The following is a 17426-nucleotide window of genomic DNA, read 5'->3' as shown; positions in this document are numbered from 1 at the left end:
TCGGGCGCGGCGGGCGCGGTCTCGGCTAGGGCTCCGGCTGGGGTTTCTCCAGATGCTCCACGCAGCGCGAGAGCAGGGCGACCAGCAGCTCCCGCTCCTCATCGCTGAAGGCGGCGGCGAGTCCCCGTTCGACGCGTACGGCGCCGGAGTCGGCGGCGGTCATCACCCGCTCGCCCTTCGGGGTGAGGCGGGTCTCCAGGATGTTCTTGTGCCACTCGTGCGGTGTCCGCTCGATGAGTCCCTGCTCCTGGAGGTTCTTGAGCACGGTGTTCATCGTCGGAGGCGTCACGCCGCACGCCCGGGCCAGCGCCGCGGCCGAGATGCCGGGGTTCTCCTCAAGGTGGAGCAGCGCGGCGTACTGGGGCACGGTCAGGCCGGCGGGCCTGAGTACGGCGTTCTTGGCCGCGTTGAGCGCTTGCTCCGCGCGCTTGAGATGGAATCCCAGACGCTCGGGCGCGGGCATTGACGTCATCTCCGCATGTTAACGACCCTGTCGGATAGGCGTTGACGAACATTAGAGCTCTAACTATCGTATGTAAGCGTTCAAATAAGCGAACACCTTATGGGGTCTCATGTCCTTCCTCCGTTCCGCCGGCGTCGCGGGCACCGCCCTGGCCGTCCTGCTCACCGGTGGCGTCACCGCCGCCCAGGCCCATGCCACCGCGCTGGCCGCTCCCGTCGCGCCGACCGCCGCCGCCCCTGTCGAGATCTCCACCGCCTTCGAGCTGCCCGGCGACCGGGTCTACCCCGAGGGCGTCACCGCCGACCCGCGCACCGGTGACCTGTACGCCGCATCGTTCACCGACGGGACCGTGTTCAGGATGACGCGCGGAGACCGGGTCGCCGAGACGTTCCTGCCGGCCGGCGCGGACGGCCGGCACACCGCCAACGGGCTGGAGGCCGACCGGGCCGGCCGGCTGTGGGTCACCGACTCCACCAGCGGCGTCGCCGTCTACGACATGCGCACCCGCGCGCTGCTCGCCCGGTTCGAGGTCGCGGGGGAGGAGCCGCGATTCGTCAACGACGTCGCCGTCGGGCCGGACGGCAGCGCCTACCTCACCGACAGCGTGCGGGCCGTCGTCTACCGGGTGACCCCGCGCCAGCTCGCCCGGGCGCGCGGCGGTCGGGCGCCGCTCACGCCGTACGCGGACCTGAGCGACCTGCCCGGACCCGTCGCCTCCGGGACGTACACGTTGAACGGGATCGTCGTCGACCCCGCCGGCCGCTACCTGCTGACCGCCGACATGACCGGCGGCGGCCTCTACCGCATCGACCTGGCCGGCAGAGCCACGGGAGCCACCCGCGCCGTCCGGAAGGTCGCGCTGGAGGGAGGCGACATGGTCCACGCCGACGGGCTCGAACTGCGGAGCGGAACCCTGTGGGTGGTGCACAACACCGTCAACGCCATCAGCCGGTGGCGCGTCGCCCGCGACGGCTCGGCCGCACGGGTCGAGAAGCGGGTGACCGACGAGGCCCTCCAGCTCCCCACGACGCTGGCCTGGCACCCGGACGGTCTCTACGTCGTCCGTTCGCAGTTCGACAAGGGCGGCCCGTTGGGGGACGGCACGCCGACCCTGCCCTTCACCGTCGCCCTGGTACGAGGGCTCTAGGAGCGACCCGCGAAGGGGGTCCGTGCCTGGTGGCCCGCATGAGACCACCTGGCGCGGACGCGCCCCGGGAAACGGGTGGACACGTCCGGCGCGGCGTCACTAGGGTGTGGCCTCATGTCCAGCCCCGAGGCGTCAAGACGCTAGCCGCCGGTCGTCCGGTGGCCTCTTCCCACGTTGCCCGGCACCCCTCCCGCCCGATGCGGCCCGAGGGTTCCTCCGCCGTGGCCGCCGTGGTCGCCGTCGCCACCGGATCGCCGTAGCGCGGGCCGCGTCCGCCTCGAACCACGACATCACCCGACCGCCGTCTCGGCACGCCCGGGCACCCCTGTGCCCGGGCGTGCCGAGCTGACGGCGCTCGTCGAACGCGGCCGGCCCGCCTCCGCTCACCTGACGAATCGATCACGAGACATCGTTGCGGAGTTTCGCCGTGCCTTTCGCCCTTTACCTGCTCGGACTGGCGGTGTTCGCCATGGGCACGTCCGAGTTCATGCTGTCCGGCCTCGTCCCGGACATCGCGTCCGACATGAACGTGTCCGTCCCGGCCGCCGGAGCGCTCACCTCGGCGTTCGCCGCCGGGATGATCGTCGGCGCGCCCCTGATGGCCGTCCTCAGCCTGCGCTGGCCGCGCCGCCGCGCGCTGCTGGTGTTCCTGCTCTCGTTCCTGCTCCTCCACGTGCTCGGCGCGGTCACCACCGGCTTCGAGGTGCTGCTGGTGACCCGGTTCGCGGCGGCCGTGGCCAACGCCGGGTTCCTCGCGGTGGCCGTGGCGACCGCCGCCGCCCTGGCGCCGCCGGCCGCCAAGGGCCGCGCCACGTCCATCCTCCTCGGTGGGGTCACCCTGGCCTGCGTCGCCGGGGTTCCCGCCGGGGCGCTGCTGGGGCAGTTGTGGGGGTGGCGGTCGGCGTTCTGGGCCGTCGCCCTGCTGTCGGCGCCCGCCGTCGTCGCCGTCCTGCGCTCCGTCCCGGCCGCTGCGGCCCGTACGGAGACGGTCGTGGCCGGGGCGGGCGGCAGCCCTGCCGGAGGCGGCCGGCCCGCCGCGGCGCGCCGTGAGGCGCGGGCGCTGCGCGACCCGCGGCTCCTGGTGCTCCTCCTGCTGGCCGCGCTGGTCAACGGCGCCACGTTCTGCACGTTCACGTACCTCGCCCCGCTGGCCACCACCGTCAGCGGGATCGCGCCCGCGTGGATGCCCGTTCTGCTGGTGCTGTTCGGGCTCGGCTCGTTCGCCGGTGTCACCGTCAGCGGGCGGCTGGCCGACAGCCGTCCCCGGCTCCTCATGACGGCCGGCGGGGCGGCGCTGGTCGTGGGGTGGGCGGTGTTCGCGACGGCCGCCGGCCGGCCGGCGGCCGTGCCGGTGCTGGTGTTCACGCAGGGAGCCCTGTCGTTCGCGGTCGGCTCCACCCTGGTGTCCCAGGTCCTGTACGCGGCCCCGGGAGCGCCGACGCTGGCCGGGAGCTTCGCCACGGCGGCCTTCAACGTGGGCGCCGCCGCCGGCCCCTGGCTCGGCGGGGTCACGATCGGCGCGGGGCTGGGCTACCGCTCGCCGCTCTGGGTGAGCGCGGCGCTGGTGGCTCTCGCGCTCGCCGTCGCCGCGACGGCTCACGCGCTGGAACGCGTCAGGGCCGGACGCGTCCCGGCGCCCAGGACGGGGGTGGCGGAAGAGAGGTGATCCGCGCCGCCCGCGTCACGGCTCCAGCAGGTGCCCGCGCAGCGCCTCCACCAGGTCGCCTCCGACCCCCAGGCGCTCCGCGGCGTACCCCTCGACGGAGCCGTGCGCGGCGGCCAGGTCCGCCAGGAAGAACCTCATGATGTCACCCGGCGCCCGCCCGTACCCGGGCCAGACCAAGGTCCGGTCCGGGTGCGCGGCGCGCCAGTCCGCGATCAGCCGCGCCGAGGCCAGCTCCGTGAGGGCGAAGTCGGCGACGATGGTCTCCTCGTCCACCCCGGCCAGCGCCAGCACGAGGGCGGCGAGCAGCCCGGTGCGGTCCTTGCCGGACGCGCAGTGGAACACCAGGGGCGCGTTGTCGTCCGCGGCGATGATCTCCAGCGCCCGCCGCAGCTCCGCCGCGCCGTCGTAGGCCACCTCGGCGTACCGGTCGGCCAGGAAGCGGGCCGGGTCGACGTCCGGGCCGAGCGCCGCCTGGTCGTACGGGCGGTGCTCGACGCTGAGGTTGTGGTAGGCGAGCCCGTCGAGACGCCGGACCCGCCCCTTGGCCGCGATCTCCCACGGGTAGCGCAGGTCGATCACCGTGCGGACACCCAGCTCCACGAACCGGTCCCAGTCGGCGCCCCGGAGCTTGGCCAGCGAGTCCGCCCGGTACAGCCGGCCCCAGCGCAGCACGCGACCGTCCCGGGTGCGGTAGCCGCCCAGATCCCGGAAGTTGTGCACCCGCTCGAACGCGACGTGCCGCGTCATCGTCCCGCGGACCAGCCGTACAGCTTCATCAGGCGGGCCGCCACCCGGGTGAAGCGGTCGACGTCGAGCACCGCGCCCTCACGCCTGATGTCGTCCTCGTCCAGCACGAACACCCGGTCCAGCCGCGCGTGCGACACCCTGCCGTCACGGCCCCAGGCGCCGACCTCCACCCAGTCGGGCCCGTCGTCGCCCTTGCTGGACAGCATGACGCCGAGCAGCCTCCGCCCGGTACGGCCGACGACCAGCAGCGGACGGTCCTTGCCCCGCGCCGGGTCCTCCTCGTACGGCACCCACGCCCAGACGATCTCGCCGGGGTCGGCCAGGCCGTCCAGGTCGGGGGAGTAGGCCAGCGTGGCGGCCTGGGCCGTCGAGTGGATCTCACGCACCGCGCCGCGGAGGGGTCGCGGGTCTTCACCTTGATCGTGCACGTGGGCATCCTAGGCTCTCCACGGATCGCCCGCGCGCGGCGGCGTCAGGAGGCGGCGCAGGGCGGCGGGGGTGTGGCCGGCGTGGTGGCGTACCGTGCGGGTCAGGTGGGCCTGGTCGGCGAAGCCCAGATCGGCCGCCAGCCGCGCCAGGCTCTCCTCCCCGGCCTCCAGCCGGTCGAGCGCCCGTCCGACGCGCACCCGGTTGCGGTAGCAGGTGAGGGAGACGCCCAGCTCGCGGGTGAACGCCCGGCTGAGCCGGTACGGCGAGACGGCGAGGAACTCGGCCAGCGACAGCAGCCCGGCCGCCGCCTCATGGCCGGAGGCGATGGCCTCGCGCGCCGCCTCCACGACCGCGCCCGCCGGCGGTCCGGGCCGGGACCCGGCGCCCCGGGGTGCGGGCGGGGGAGGGGCCGTGCGGCTGACGGCGGTGGCCACCAGCGGCAGCAGGGCCTCGGTCAGCTCGTACGCGGGGTCGCCGCTCCGCGTGGCCGCCAGGAGGCGTCGGTGGGCCAGGTCGAGGCGGGTGTCCACGTACACGGTCGGGCGGGCCGGCCGGCCACGCTCACCCGTGAGGACCCGCCACAGGCGAGGGGAGAGGCGCAGCGAGGTGCACACGTCGCCGCCCGCCGGGTGCGCGAAGCGCTCCTCCTCGCCGGGCAGCGCCAGGTAGGCCATCGTCGGGTCCGCCAGCGCGCCCCGGCCGTCGGCCATCCGCCGGAACCGGCCCCGCCGCACCAGCACCAGCAGGTACGCGGACCCCACCTCGGCCGGCGACCACCCGCGATGGTCGTCGACGCAGGTCACCGCGTCGACCGTGAACCCCGGCCCGCCCCCGAGCCGCACACCTGTACGCACCCCCGGCACGCTACGCCCCGGGTACGACAATCCCGGCGGCGTGGCCGGGGTGCAAGGATGTTCAAGACCGTGGCGTCCGCGACCGGCAGGCTGGGCCGCATGACGACTCTTTCCACGATCATTTTCGACTGCGCCGACCCGGCCGCGCTCGCCGCCTTCTACGCCAAGGCCACCGGCTGGCGGCTCGGCCAGGGCGACGCCGACTACGCCACCGTCGAGGGCGGCCCCGTCACGCTGGCCTTCCAGCGGGTGGACGGCTACGGCGGCGGCCCCGGCTGGCCGGGCGGCGACAAGCACCTCCACCTGGACTTCCAGGTGCCGGACGTCGGCGTCGCCCGTGGGGAGCTGGTCGCCCTGGGCGCGTCCGTGCCGGACTTCCAGCCGGGCGAGGACGAGTGGACGGTGTTCACCGACCCCGAGGGCCACCCCTTCTGCGTCTCGGCGGCCTGACCGCCCCGAGGGCGAAGACCCGGCGGAGGCGCCGGAACAGCACAGCGACGGGCCGGGTCCCGCCAGACCCGGCCCGCCCGGCCTCGAGCCCCCGGACGCGGCGCGTCCGGCACCCGAGGTCGAGCCGTACGGTTACGCCGGACGCTCGGCGCGGTCGCCCGACCAGTCCGTGTGGAAGGCGCCCTCCTGGTCCACCCGCAGGTACGTGTGCGCGCCGAAGAAGTCGCGCAGCCCCTGCACCAGCGCCGCCGGCAGCCGGTCGCGGCGCAGCCCGTCGTAGTAGGCCAGCGCCGAGGAGAAGCCCGGCGTCGGCACGCCGATCTGGACGGCCGTGGTGACCACCCGCCGCCAGGCGTCCTGCGCCACGTTGAGCGCCGCCGCGAACGTCGGGTCCGCGAGCAGCGTCGGCAGCGACGGGTCGGCGTCGTAGGCCGAGCGGATCCGGTCGAGGAACTTGGCCCGGATGATGCACCCGCCCCGCCAGATGGTGGCCATCGCGCCCAGGTCGAGGTCCCAGCCGTACTCCTTGGAGGCGGCGGCCATCTGGTCGAAGCCCTGCGCGTACGCGACGATCTTGGACGCGTACAGGGCCTGCCGCACGTCCTCGATCAGCTCGCGCCCGCCGACGCCCGACAGCTTCGGCCCCTCCAGGCCCGCGGCGGCGGCGCGCTGCTCGGGGTGGCCCGACAGGGCGCGGGCGAAGACCGCCTCGGCGATGCCGGTGACCGGCACGCCCAGGTCGAGGGCGCTCTGCACGGTCCAGCGGCCCGTGCCCTTCTGCTCGGCCTGGTCGACCACCACGTCCACGAACGGCTTGCCGGTGGCCGCGTCGACCTGCTCCAGCACCTCGGCGGTGATCTCGATGAGGTACGAGTCCAGCTCGCCCCGGTTCCACTCACGGAACACCTCGGCCAGCTCGGCCGGGGTCGCGCCGAGCGCCTGCCGCAGCAGGTCGTACGACTCGGCGATGAGCTGCATGTCGGAGTACTCGATGCCGTTGTGCACCATCTTGACGAAGTGCCCGGCGCCGTCGGGGCCCACGTGCACCGCGCACGGCACGCCGTCGACCTTGGCCGAGATGTCCTGCAGGATCGGCCCGAGCGCCTCCCACGACTCCGTGGAGCCGCCCGGCATGATGCTCGGCCCGTTGAGCGCGCCCTCCTCGCCGCCGGAGATGCCGGTGCCGACGAAGTGGATGCCCTTCTCACGCAGCGCGGCCTCGCGCCGCCGGGTGTCGGCGAAGTGCGCGTTGCCGCCGTCGACGATCATGTCGCCGGGCTCCATCAGCTCCGCGAGCTGGTCGATCACCGCGTCGGTGCCCGCACCGGCCTTCACCATGATGATCGCCCGCCGGGGCCGCTTCAGGGAGGCCACGAAGCCGGAGAGCTCCTCGGCGGGGACGAACGTGCCCTCGCCGCCGAACTCCTTGACCAGTTGCTGCGTGCGGCTCGTGGAACGGTTGTGCACGGCCACCGCGTAGCCGTGCCTGGCCAGGTTGCGGGCCAGGTTGCGTCCCATGGTCGCCAGACCGGTGACGCCGATGTCTGCCAAGTCCATTTTCAGCTCCTCTATCGGGGATACGCACGGTCAAGCCTCGTCAGTTCGACCGGATATTCCCCGCCACGCCGATCGCTCCGGGCCGCACCCGCTCAGTCGGTGCCGCGCACGCCGAGCTCGTCCAGCCTGTCCAGCATGTCCGCCGGATCGGCGTACACCCGGAAGGCTCCCGTGCGCTCAAGCTCGTCCCTGCCGTACCCGCCGGACAGGAGCCCGATCCCGAGTGCGCCCGCCCTTCGGGCGGCGAGCAGGTCCCAGACGCTGTCTCCCACCACCATCGCATGCGCCGGATCGACGTCGAGCAGCGCCGCACCGGCCAGGAACAGGTCAGGGTCCGGCTTGGCGCGGCGTACCAGGTCGCGGGTGACCATCGGCGTGTCCTCCGGCAGGCCCAGCATGCCGAGCGCCGACCGCGCCGTACGGGCGTAGCCGCTGGTGGCGATCGCCCACGGCACGCCGCGCGAGGACAGCTCCGCCAGCAGCTCGGCGGCGCCGGGCAGCGGGCGGACGGAGCGGAGCTGCTCGGTGTAGGCGTCGGCGTGGGTGTTCTGCAGCTCGTCGATCTGCTCCTGGGTGAGCTTCAGCCCCGTCTCCCGCAGCAGCGCGCTGACGAACAGCCCGCCGCTCATCCCGATGCGCCGGTGGATCCGCCACACCGACAGGTCGATGCCCATCCCGGACAGCGCCTGCCGCCAGGCGATCACGTGCTGGTACACGCTGTCGATCAGGGTGCCGTCGAGGTCGAACAGGAACGCCGGGGTGGGGGCCTGCGGGAAGTCACTCATGCTTCCATGACACCATGAGCGGATGAGGATCATCATCGCGGGCGGTCACGGGAAGATCGCGCTCCGGCTCGGGCGGCTGCTCGGGAGCGCCGCCATCGGCCTGGTGCGCAACCCCGCGCACGTGGCCGACGTCGAGGCCACCGGGGCGCGGGCCGTGGTCTGTGATCTGGAGAGCGCCGGGGCCGAGGAGCTGGCGGCGATCCTCGACGGCGCCGACGCGGCGGTCTTCGCCGCCGGGGCCGGGCCGGGCAGCGGCGTGGCCCGCAAGGACACCGTCGACCGGGCCGCGTCCGTGCTGCTCGCCGATGCGGCGGAGCGGGCGGGGGTGCGCCGGTTCCTGCAGGTCTCCTCGATGGGCGCGGGCAGGCCGCCCGCGCCGGGAAGCGACGAGGTCTGGACGGCGTACATCACGGCCAAGACCGCGGCCGAGGAGGACCTGCGCCGCCGCGGGCTCGACTGGACGATCGTCCGGCCGGGCGGGCTCACCGACGAGCCGGGCACGGGCCGGGTACGGCTCGCGCCGGAGGTGCCGCGCGGCACGGTGCCCCGCGACGACGTGGCCGCCGTGCTCGCCGAGCTGCTGCGCGAGCGGGCCGCGATCGGCCGGGTCCTGGAGCTGGTCTCCGGCGACACGCCGATCCCGGAGGCGATCGCCTCGGTGCGCTGAGCCGCTCCCCGCGCCGAGCCGCGGGTCCGGGGCCGTCAGGGTTTTGCCGTTCGGCGGCTCGGGGTTGGCTTTGGCTTGCGGCGTCCCCGGTTAAGGGTTCCCTCAGTGCGCGAGAAGGGACCCGTAATGTCGGATATGTCGCTCTTCGGGGGAGACCCGTTCAAGCGGTTCGAGGAACTCACCGGACGGATGTTCGGCGACGCGTGGCCCCCCGCCCGGCCCAGTGTGCAGCGCGTCGACATCGGCAGGCTGCTCAGCGAGCCGGCCCGGCAGGTCCTCGCCGACGCCATGGAGACCGCCGGGCGGCGCGGCGCCGAGGACCTCGGCGTGCTCGACCTGCTCGACGCCCTGACCCGGGCCGAGCGGACCAGCGCCCTGCTCCAGGCGGCCGGCGTCAACGTGGAGCGCCTGCGCGAACGCGCCGAGGCCGCCGCCACGCCCGGCGAGCCCGCCGGCGAGCCGCCCGCGACGCTGTCCCCGGGCCTCAAACGCACCCTCCTCGACGCCCAGCGCATCGCCCGCGCCCTCGCCTCCTCCTACATCGGCCCCGAGCACCTCCTGCTCGCCCTCGCCGCCAACCCCGGCTCCAGCGCCGCCCGGCTGCTCCAGGAGGAGGGCGTCTCCGTCCAGGAGCTCCAGCGCGCCATGGCGTACGGCGACGAGCCACGCCGGCCCGACCGGGCCCCCGCGAGCGACACGCCGTCGCTCGACCAGTTCGGCAGGGACCTGACCGAGGAGGCCCGCCAGGGCCGCATCGACCCGGTCGTCGGCCGCGAGGACGAGATCGAGCAGGCCCTGGAGGTGCTGTCGCGCCGGACCAAGAACAACCCGGCGCTCATCGGCGAGCCCGGCGTCGGCAAGACCGCCCTCGTCGAGGGCATCGCGCAGCGCATCGTGAACGGCGACGTGCCCGACCCGCTGAAGGACCGCCGCGTCGTCGCGCTCGACCTGACCGGCATGGTGGCCGGGACGAAGTACCGGGGCGAGTTCGAGGAGCGCGTCAAGAAGGTCGTGGACGAGGTGCGCGCCCAGGCCGACCGGACGATCGTGTTCATCGACGAGATGCACACGCTCGTCGGCGCCGGCTCGGCCGAGGGCGGCATGGACGCCGCCAACATCCTCAAGCCCGCCCTCGCGCGCGGCGAGCTGCACGTCATCGCCGCCACCACGATCGACGAGTACCGCAAGAACGTCGAGAAGGACGCCGCCCTCGAACGCCGCTTCCAGCCGATCCTCGTCCCCGAGCCGACCGTCGAGGAGACGATCGAGATCCTGCGTGGCCTGCGCGACGCCTACGAGGCCCACCACCAGGCGCGCATCACCGACGAGGCGCTGCACGCCGCCGCCATCCTGTCCGACCGGTACATCCCCGACCGGTTCCTGCCGGACAAGGCCATCGACCTCATGGACCAGGCCGCCGCCCGGGTACGGCTGCGCGCCCGTACTCCCGGCACCGACGTGCGGGACCTGGAGGAGCGCCTCGACGCGCTGCGCCGCGACAAGGACCAGGCCGTGGCCGCCGAGGACTTCGACCGGGCCAAGGAGCTGTCGTCGGAGATGGGCAAGCTGCGCCCCGAGCTGGAGCGCGCCCGGCAGGTACGCGACGAGGCGCCGCAGGTCATGGCCGAGGACGTCGCCGAGATCGTCTCCCGCCGGACCGGAATCCCGGTGCGCCAGCTCACCGAGCAGGAGCGCGAACGGCTGATGCGGCTGGAGGAGCACCTGCACCTGCGGGTCGTCGGCCAGGACGAGGCGGTCGTCGCGATCGCCGAGGCGGTCCGGCGCTCCCGCGCCGGGCTGTCCGACCCGCACCGGCCGATCGGCAGCTTCCTGTTCCTCGGGCCGACCGGCGTCGGCAAGACCGAGCTGGCCCGCGCGCTGGCGGCGGCCCTGTTCGGCGGCGAGGATCACATGGTCCGGCTGGACATGAGCGAGTACCAGGAGCGCCACACGGTCTCCCGGCTCGTCGGCGCCCCTCCCGGCTACGTCGGCTACGAGGAGGCCGGGCAGCTCACCGAGGCCGTCCGCCGCCGCCCGCACGGGGTGCTCCTGCTCGACGAGATCGAGAAGGCCCACCCCGACGTGACCAACATCCTGCTGCAGATGCTCGACGACGGCCGCCTGACCGACGGGCAGGGCCGCACCGTCGACTTCACCAACACGATCGTCATCATGACCAGCAACATCGGCGCCCAGCTCATCCTCGACTCGGGCGACGACCCCGCCCTGATCGGCTCCGCTCTGGAGGAGCGCCTCATGGACCTGCTGCGGCACTCCATGCGGCCCGAGCTGCTCAACCGCATCGACGAGACGATCATCTTCAAGCGGCTGGACCGCGAGGAGCTCCGGCAGATCGTCGAGCTGCTGCTGGAGCGCACCCGGCAGCGGCTGCGCGGCCAGGACATCGACCTTCAGGTCTCCACGGCGGCCGTGGACTGGCTGGCCGAGCGCGGCCACCAGCCCGAGTTCGGCGCCCGGCCGCTGCGCCGCACCATCCAGCGCGAGCTGGACAACCGGCTGTCGGCGATGCTGCTGACGGGCGAGGTCGCCGAGGGCGGCCGGGTAATGGTGGACGTGGAGAACGACCGGTTGTCCCTGCGCGCCCACAACCCGGAGCCGGTCGGCGCCTGACCGCGCCCTCCCGGGGTGGAGCGGGTGGAGCGGGTGGTCAGCGCCTGCGGGCCAGCGTGACGCCGTCGCGCACCGGCAGCATCACCGACTCCACCCGCTCGTCCCGGGCGATCAGCTCGTTCACCTGCCGGATCGCCACCTGGCTCGCCTCCTGGAACGCCGGGTCGAACACGCGGCCGCCCTGGAAGACGTTGTCGAGCACGATCAGCCCGCCCGGGCGCAGCCGGGAGACGATCTCCTCGTAGTAGGCCGGGTAGCTCGGCTTGTCGGCGTCGATGAACGCGAAGTCGTAGACCGGCTCGGCGGGCAGCGCGCGCAGCGTGTCGAGCGCCGGCCCGATCCGCAGCTCGACGCGGTCCGCCACGCCCGCGCGCTCCCAGTACTCGCGGGCGATGGACGTCCACTCCTCGCTCACGTCGCAGGCGAGCAGGTGGCCGTCCTCGGGCAGGGCGCGGGCGACGCAGAGGGAGGAGTAGCCGGTGAACACCCCGACCTCGATCGCCCGGCGAGCCCCCGTCATGCGGACGAGCAGGGACAGGAACGCGCCCTCGTCATGCGAGATCTGCATGCCGGCGGCGCCGCCGGTGGCCTCGCGGGTCCGCGCCACCAGCTCCCGGAGCAGCTCGTCCGGCTGGGTGCAGTGCGTGAGCAGGTAGTCGCCGGCGACGGGGGAGAGGATCTCCAGCTCGTCGCCCGCGACCGGCTCCGTCCACTCGGTGCGCAGCTCCTCCTGCGTGGCGAAGCGCAGCAGGTGCCGCGTGACGACGTCCTGGACCCCGGCCAGCGCCTCCGCGTCCGCCGCGGTCGCGATCATCTCCAGGGCGCCCCCGGCCGGCGCCAGCACGCACTCCCCGTGCGAGAGGGCGATGGTCGCCCGGCCGTCGGTGGACAGGGTCGTGGTGGCCTTGCGCCCGAGGTGGGAGACGAGCTGCTTGATGTAGCGCTCCGGGCGGTCGGTGGGGACGTACGCCGTCGAGATGGGCATCAGGCTCCTTCGGTCAGAGGCGGCTCCCCTGGCAACCTACCCCCGGGGGTCGGGGCTGAGCACCACCCCGGGCTCGGGCCCGGTGCCGGTCTCCTCCTCGGTGCCGGTCTCGCCCTCGCTGCCGGGCCCGGCCGTGCCGCCCCCGGGCAGGTCCGCGATCTGGGTGTCGTCGATGACCCCGTCGTCGTCCGCGGGCTCCTGGTCGTCGTCCGGGGCCTGCTCGCGGACCGGCGCGCAGGAGGAGCCGCAGCCGCCGAAGCGGGCCGTGTCCACCGGCGTGAACGGCGTCGCCGGCGTCCCCTTCAGGGCCGCCATCATGGTGTCCTTCCAGATCGGGCCGGGCACGGAGGCGCCCTGGATCGAGCCGAAGTACTGGCCGCCGATGGTGATCCCGGTCAGCTTGTACCGCTGCGAGCCGCGCGGGTCGCCGATGCTCACCGCGCCCGCGAGGTCCGGCGTGAACCCGGCGAACCACGCGCTGGCGTACCCGTCGGTGGTGCCCGTCTTGCCGGCCGCGGGCCGGCCGATGCCGCCGACGCCGCGCATCGTGCCCTGGGTGAACACGCCGGACAGCACGTTCGCCGCCGCGTCGGCCACGCCCGCGTCCAGCGCCTGCCGGCACTGCGGCGCGTACGAGGTGGACCGGCCGGTGGCGACGTCGGTGACCTTGGTGATGGCCAGCGGCGCGCAGTACTTGCCCCGGGCGGCGATGCCCGCGTAGGCGGACGCCACCGTCACCGGGTCCATCTCGTTGATGCCGAGCGTGAACGTCTCGACCTCGTGCAGGTCCTTGCCGTCGGCCCGCCGGATGCCCAGCGACTTGGCCGTCTGCACGGTCTCGCACAGGCCGACCCGCTGCTCCAGCGCCACGAAGAACGTGTTGACGGACCCCCACGTGCCGGTGGCCAGCGTCTTGAACCCGCCCGTGCCCTCGTCGTTGGTCACCGGCCACGACGGGATGCCCATGGAGTTGCCCTTGCAGTCCTTGAAGGAGGACGCGGAGGGCGCGGAGTAGGACCCGCCGACGCTGATGCCGTCGCCGATCTTCATGCCCTGCTTGAGCGCCGTGAGGAGCGTGAACGTCTTGAACGTCGAGCCCGCCTGGAACCCGATCAGCCCGCCGTGCCGCACGTCGGCCACCGGGTTGTACGAGATCTCGTTCTTCTTGGCGTCGCTGCCGAACGGCCTGCTGGCCGCCATGGCCCTGATCATGCCGGTGCCGGGCTGGACCAGCGCCTCCGAGGCCAGCGCCCGGTCGGAGGCGTGCACGTACTTCTTGACGGCCTTGTCCGCGGCGGCCTGCGCCTTGGGGTCGAGGCTGGTGGTGATCCGCAGGCCGCCCCGGCGGAACGCCTCCTCGCGGGCGCGCTGCGTCTTGCCGAACGCCTTGTTGGTCAGCAGCTCGTACCGGACGTACTCGCAGAAGTACGGATACGAGCTGGCCTGGCAGCCGTTGGGCTGGCGGATGCCCTTGTAACCGAGCTTGGCCGTCTTGGCCTCCGCCGCCTGCTCGGGCGTGATCACGCCGAGCTCCGCCATCCGGCCGAGCACCGTGTTGCGCCGCTCCAGCAGCAGCTTGCGCGCCTTCGCACCGGTGGCCGGGTCGGTGAGGTTCGGGTTCTGGACGGCGCCGGCCAGGGTCGCCGCCTGCGACAGGTTCAGCCGGGCCGCGGACACGCCGAAGAAGCGCCGGGCCGCCGCCTCCACGCCGTTCGCGCCCGCCCCGAAGTAGGCGATGTTGAGGTACTTGGCCAGGATCTCGTCCTTGGTGTACTTCTCCTCCACGCCCATGGCGTAGCGCAGCTCGTTGAGCTTGCGGGCGTAGCTGGCCTCCAGCGCCTTCTCCTTGCCCTCCTCGGTGTCGGCCGAGTTGAGCAGCACCTGCTTGACGTACTGCTGGGTGATGCTGGAGCCGCCCTGGCTCACGCCGCCGGAGCTGAGGTTCTTGGCCAGGGCACGCACGGTGCCCTCGATGTCGATCGCGCCGTGCTGGTAGAAGCGGTCGTCCTCGATGGCGACGATCGCCTTGCGCATGATCTCGGAGATCTGGTCCAGCCGCACCACCTTGCGGTCCTGGGCGAAGAACTGGGCGATCCGGCCGCCCTTGGCGTCGTACACCGTGGACGCCTGCGGCAGCGGCGGCTCCTCCAGCTCCATCGGCCGCAGGCCGAGCTCCTCGGCCGCCGAGACCACCACCGCGCCGGAGCCGCCCACGGCGGGCAGCGCGATGGCCGCGACCAGGACGCCTGCGGCCACCGCCGCACCGGTCAGGCGGACGAGGCCTGTCAGCCGGGCATGGCTCCGCGTGGTGTTCTCTTGGGGCATGGCGGTCATCCGACCACAACCGGCTCCGCCTGTCCAAGACTGCGCCACCGGCCGCGTCATACGGAACCTGATATCAACGCAGCTCGTGGGCCGCGATCTTCGGTGGTTGCGGCGGTTCTGGTAGGTATGGCGGATGCGCATCAAGCCGTGGGCCGCCGTGGCGGCGGCCGTCCCCCTCGCCGCGGGCTGCGTGTCGGCCCCGCCCGCCGCCGCCTCCGCCGTCCCCTCCGTGTCCGCCGCTCTTGCGGTGTCCCGTACGTCGGTGGTGCCGCCCGTGGTGCCGGCCGGGACCACCGCCGCCTGGGTGGTGTTCGACCGGAAGGCCGGCGGCACGGGGCGGATCGTGGCCACCAGGAACGCCCACCGGGCGTTCCGCTCGGCCTCGGTGGTGAAGATCCTGCTCGCCATCGACTACCTGGAGTCCCGCAGGACCGTCGCGCCGGCCGACGCCCGCCTGCTCAAGATCATGCTGCGCTCCAGCGACGACGACGCCGCCTCGACGCTGTGGGACCGGGCCGGCAAGGGCGCCGTCATCACGCGGCAGGCGCGCCGCCTCGGGCTGTCCGACACGGCTCCGCCGCCCGCCTCCAAGCCCGGCTTCTGGGGCTACACCTCGCTCAGCGCGTACGACGTGGTCCGCGTCTACCGTTACCTGCTCGACCGGGCCGCGCCGCGGGTCCGCGACACGATCCTCGGTCACCTGCGGGCCGCCACGCCGTGCGGCAGCGACGGCTTCGACCAGTACTTCGGCATCCCGCGTGCCGTGCCCCGGCCGTGGGCGGTCAAGCAGGGCTGGTCGGGCTTCGGGTCGGTGCCGCCCGTACGCTGCGCCGCCTCGTCAGCACCCCCGGCGACCCACGCCCCGTCGGCCTCGGCCGTGACCCTGGGCGGGCCGGACTCGGCCGCGGCGCAGGGGGCGCCGGCCTCGGTCCCGGCCGCGGCGCTGGGGGCCCCGGCCGTGGCGCGGGACGCTTCGACCTCAGCCGGGCCGCTGCGCGCCCGCGGCTCCGGGGTGCCGGACCTGGGACGGCCGGTCCTGCACACGACCGGCCTGGCGGGCAAGGACGACAGGTACGTGCTCGCGGTCCTGACGGCGCACCCGGCGGGCGGCACGTGGAGCTCCTCGGTGCGCCGCGTCACGCGCCTGACCGCGGACCTGTACCGCGGCCTGCGCTGAAGCCCTCCCCGCGGGCGGCCGTACGGGGGAGCGCGCGGGGTCAGCGGACACCGGCCGCGTACGCGGCGTAGACCTTCTTCGGCACGACCATCCGCCACGCCTCGACGACCAGCTCGCGCATCTCGTCGAGGTCGATGGCCGCCATCCGGACGAGCACCCAGTGATATCGCAGGTCGCGCTCGTCCGGCATCATGAACGTGTCCGGCTCGGCGGCCACCAGCGCCTCTCGCTCCTCCTTGGGGAACGCGAAACCCATCACGGTCTCGTCACGCGAGAACGCGACGTAGACGATCGACCCCACCCGGAACTTCACCCGATCCCTGATGAGGTGCTCCGACGACCGGGGCAGGGTGGACGCGAGCCGCCGTACATCCTCGACCGTCACCATGCCGCCCACCCTAGCGACCCCCACCGACGATCCACCCGTCGATCCACCCGTCGATCCACCCGTCGATCCACCCGTCAATACAGCCGTCGATCCACCCGCCCCGACGCCGGCGGACCGCCGCGACGGCCGGACAGGACCGGAGGGGGCGGCCGGGGTGCCGCCATCCCGCCGAAATCTCGTATGACGAGACGAATCTTCTCTCATCATGAGACAGCCGCTACGGTTGTCGCGTCGGGCCGGTCATGGGGCCGGACGGGGACGAAGGAGTTCTGATGGACGCCGTATACACGCACGGCCACCACGAGTCCGTGCTGCGCTCGCACCGGTGGCGCACCGCCGAGAACTCGGCGGCGTACCTGCTGCCGTGGCTGAAGCCGCACATGACGGTGCTCGACGTGGGCAGCGGGCCGGGAACCATCACCGCCGACCTGGCGTCCAGGGTGGGGCACGTGACCGCGTCCGAGGTGACCCCCGAGGCGCTGGAGATCACCAAGGCGGAGCTGGCCGCCCGCGGCGTCGCCAACGCCGGCTTCGCCGTGACCGACGTGCACGCGCTGGACTTCCCGGACGACACGTTCTGCGTCGTCCACGCCCACCAGGTGCTCCAGCACGTGGGCGACCCGGTGCAGGCGCTGCGCGAGATGCGGCGCGTGGCCAAGCCCACCGGGTTCGTGGCGGCGCGCGACAGTGACTACGCGGCCTTCACCTGGTACCCCCGGGTGCCGGCGCTCGACGACTGGATGGCCCTCTACCAGCGGGTCGCGCGGGGCAACGGCGGCGAGCCGGACGCCGGGCGGCGGCTGCTGTCGTGGGCGCGGGCGGCCGGGTTCGAGGACGTGACGGCCACCTCGTCCACCTGGTGCTTCGCCACGCCGGAGGACCGCGCGTGGTGGGGCGGCATGTGGGCGGAGCGCATCCTCAGCTCCGCCATGGCCGACCAGGCCCTGGCCACCGGCGCCGCCACCCGCGACGACCTGCATCGCATGTCCGACGGGTGGCGCGAGTGGGCGGCGGCCGAGGACGGCTGGCTGTCCGTCCTGCACGGCGAGATCCTCTGCCGCGCCTGACCCACCGCCACCCCCGACTCGCCGCAGCCCCACTGATTCGAGCGCCGGGCGGGGGCGGCGGTTCGGGGGCGAGCTTCCAGATTTCGGA

16 protein-coding genes are annotated in these 17426 nt (G+C 73.6%); 7 read left to right on the top strand and 9 right to left on the bottom strand.

Features of this window, described 5'->3' with window-relative positions:
* Positions 1-25 precede the first annotated feature (25 nt).
* Positions 26-472 (bottom strand): MarR family transcriptional regulator, encoded by a 447-nt coding sequence (locus tag ACIBG4_RS30265; RefSeq protein WP_355438828.1) that lies wholly within the window; start codon positions 470-472, stop codon positions 26-28.
* 100 nt (positions 473-572) lie between these two features.
* Between ACIBG4_RS30265 and ACIBG4_RS30260 the strand changes: the two genes are divergently transcribed.
* Together ACIBG4_RS30260 and ACIBG4_RS30255 are read left to right on the top strand one after the other, a co-directional pair.
* Positions 573-1610 carry an SMP-30/gluconolactonase/LRE family protein gene (locus ACIBG4_RS30260; protein ID WP_397204707.1) on the top strand — a complete coding sequence of 346 codons (1038 nt, stop codon included), beginning with the start codon at positions 573-575 and terminating at the stop codon, positions 1608-1610.
* A gap of 427 nt (positions 1611-2037) precedes the next feature.
* On the top strand, positions 2038-3276 hold the full coding sequence (locus tag ACIBG4_RS30255) for a Cmx/CmrA family chloramphenicol efflux MFS transporter (RefSeq protein ID WP_397204706.1): 1239 nt from the start codon (positions 2038-2040) through the stop codon (positions 3274-3276).
* Between the two features lie 15 nt (positions 3277-3291).
* Here the strand turns inward: ACIBG4_RS30255 and ACIBG4_RS30250 are convergent, their stop codons facing one another.
* From ACIBG4_RS30250 to ACIBG4_RS30240, 3 genes are read right to left on the bottom strand one after another with little or no spacing between them, the layout of a single operon-like run.
* Complete coding sequence (locus ACIBG4_RS30250) at positions 3292-4023, bottom strand: tyrosine-protein phosphatase (RefSeq protein ID WP_397204705.1); 732 nt, start codon at positions 4021-4023, stop codon at positions 3292-3294.
* Entirely contained in the window at positions 4020-4451 is a 432-nt protein-coding gene (locus tag ACIBG4_RS30245; RefSeq protein WP_310710019.1) for a type II toxin-antitoxin system PemK/MazF family toxin, read from the bottom strand. The genes ACIBG4_RS30250 and ACIBG4_RS30245 overlap by 4 nt, the downstream gene beginning before the upstream one ends.
* A 9-nt stretch (positions 4452-4460) precedes the next feature.
* Positions 4461-5306: a helix-turn-helix domain-containing protein gene (locus ACIBG4_RS30240; protein ID WP_397204704.1), complete on the bottom strand. Its 846-nt coding sequence runs from the start codon at positions 5304-5306 to the stop codon at positions 4461-4463.
* Between the two features lie 57 nt (positions 5307-5363).
* On the opposite strand from ACIBG4_RS30240, the gene ACIBG4_RS30235 reads away from it, so the two are divergent.
* The gene (locus tag ACIBG4_RS30235) at positions 5364-5756 is read left to right on the top strand and encodes a VOC family protein (protein ID WP_397204703.1); all 393 of its coding nucleotides are present in this window, start codon (positions 5364-5366) and stop codon (positions 5754-5756) included.
* A gap of 132 nt (positions 5757-5888) precedes the next feature.
* On the opposite strand, the gene gndA is transcribed toward ACIBG4_RS30235, so the two are convergent.
* Together gndA and ACIBG4_RS30225 are read right to left on the bottom strand one after the other, a co-directional pair.
* A complete protein-coding gene (gene gndA, locus ACIBG4_RS30230) occupies positions 5889-7313 on the bottom strand; it encodes an NADP-dependent phosphogluconate dehydrogenase (protein WP_397204702.1) in 1425 nt (474 codons plus the stop codon).
* 92 nt (positions 7314-7405) lie between these two features.
* On the bottom strand, positions 7406-8098 hold the full coding sequence (locus ACIBG4_RS30225; protein WP_397204701.1) for an HAD family hydrolase: 693 nt from the start codon (positions 8096-8098) through the stop codon (positions 7406-7408).
* 22 nt (positions 8099-8120) lie between these two features.
* On the opposite strand from ACIBG4_RS30225, the gene ACIBG4_RS30220 reads away from it, so the two are divergent.
* Both ACIBG4_RS30220 and ACIBG4_RS30215 read left to right on the top strand, forming a co-directional pair.
* Positions 8121-8765 (top strand): SDR family oxidoreductase, encoded by a 645-nt coding sequence (locus ACIBG4_RS30220; protein WP_397204700.1) that lies wholly within the window; start codon positions 8121-8123, stop codon positions 8763-8765.
* Positions 8766-8891: 126 nt separating this feature from the next.
* Positions 8892-11396, top strand: coding sequence for an ATP-dependent Clp protease ATP-binding subunit (locus ACIBG4_RS30215; RefSeq protein WP_397204699.1), 2505 nt, complete (start codon positions 8892-8894; stop codon positions 11394-11396).
* Between the two features lie 37 nt (positions 11397-11433).
* Here the strand turns inward: ACIBG4_RS30215 and ACIBG4_RS30210 are convergent, their stop codons facing one another.
* On the bottom strand, positions 11434-12381 hold the full coding sequence (locus tag ACIBG4_RS30210) for a DUF2218 domain-containing protein (RefSeq protein ID WP_397204698.1): 948 nt from the start codon (positions 12379-12381) through the stop codon (positions 11434-11436).
* A gap of 36 nt (positions 12382-12417) precedes the next feature.
* The gene (locus ACIBG4_RS30205) at positions 12418-14706 is read right to left on the bottom strand and encodes a transglycosylase domain-containing protein (protein ID WP_397204697.1); all 2289 of its coding nucleotides are present in this window, start codon (positions 14704-14706) and stop codon (positions 12418-12420) included.
* A gap of 133 nt (positions 14707-14839) precedes the next feature.
* Here ACIBG4_RS30205 and ACIBG4_RS30200 point away from each other — a divergent pair, with 133 nt between their 5' ends.
* A complete protein-coding gene (locus ACIBG4_RS30200; RefSeq protein ID WP_397204696.1) occupies positions 14840-15883 on the top strand; it encodes a hypothetical protein in 1044 nt (347 codons plus the stop codon).
* 40 nt (positions 15884-15923) lie between these two features.
* On the opposite strand, the gene ACIBG4_RS30195 is transcribed toward ACIBG4_RS30200, so the two are convergent.
* Entirely contained in the window at positions 15924-16271 is a 348-nt protein-coding gene (locus ACIBG4_RS30195) for an MmcQ/YjbR family DNA-binding protein (protein WP_397204695.1), read from the bottom strand.
* 272 nt (positions 16272-16543) lie between these two features.
* On the opposite strand from ACIBG4_RS30195, the gene ACIBG4_RS30190 reads away from it, so the two are divergent.
* Positions 16544-17338 (top strand): class I SAM-dependent methyltransferase, encoded by a 795-nt coding sequence (locus tag ACIBG4_RS30190; RefSeq protein ID WP_397204694.1) that lies wholly within the window; start codon positions 16544-16546, stop codon positions 17336-17338.
* The last annotated feature ends 88 nt before the right edge of the window (positions 17339-17426 follow it).

Source organism: Nonomuraea sp. NPDC050383 (assembly GCF_044459125.1).
Lineage (GTDB): Bacteria > Actinomycetota > Actinomycetes > Streptosporangiales > Streptosporangiaceae > Nonomuraea.
This window is presented reverse-complemented; position numbering and strand designations above follow the sequence as displayed.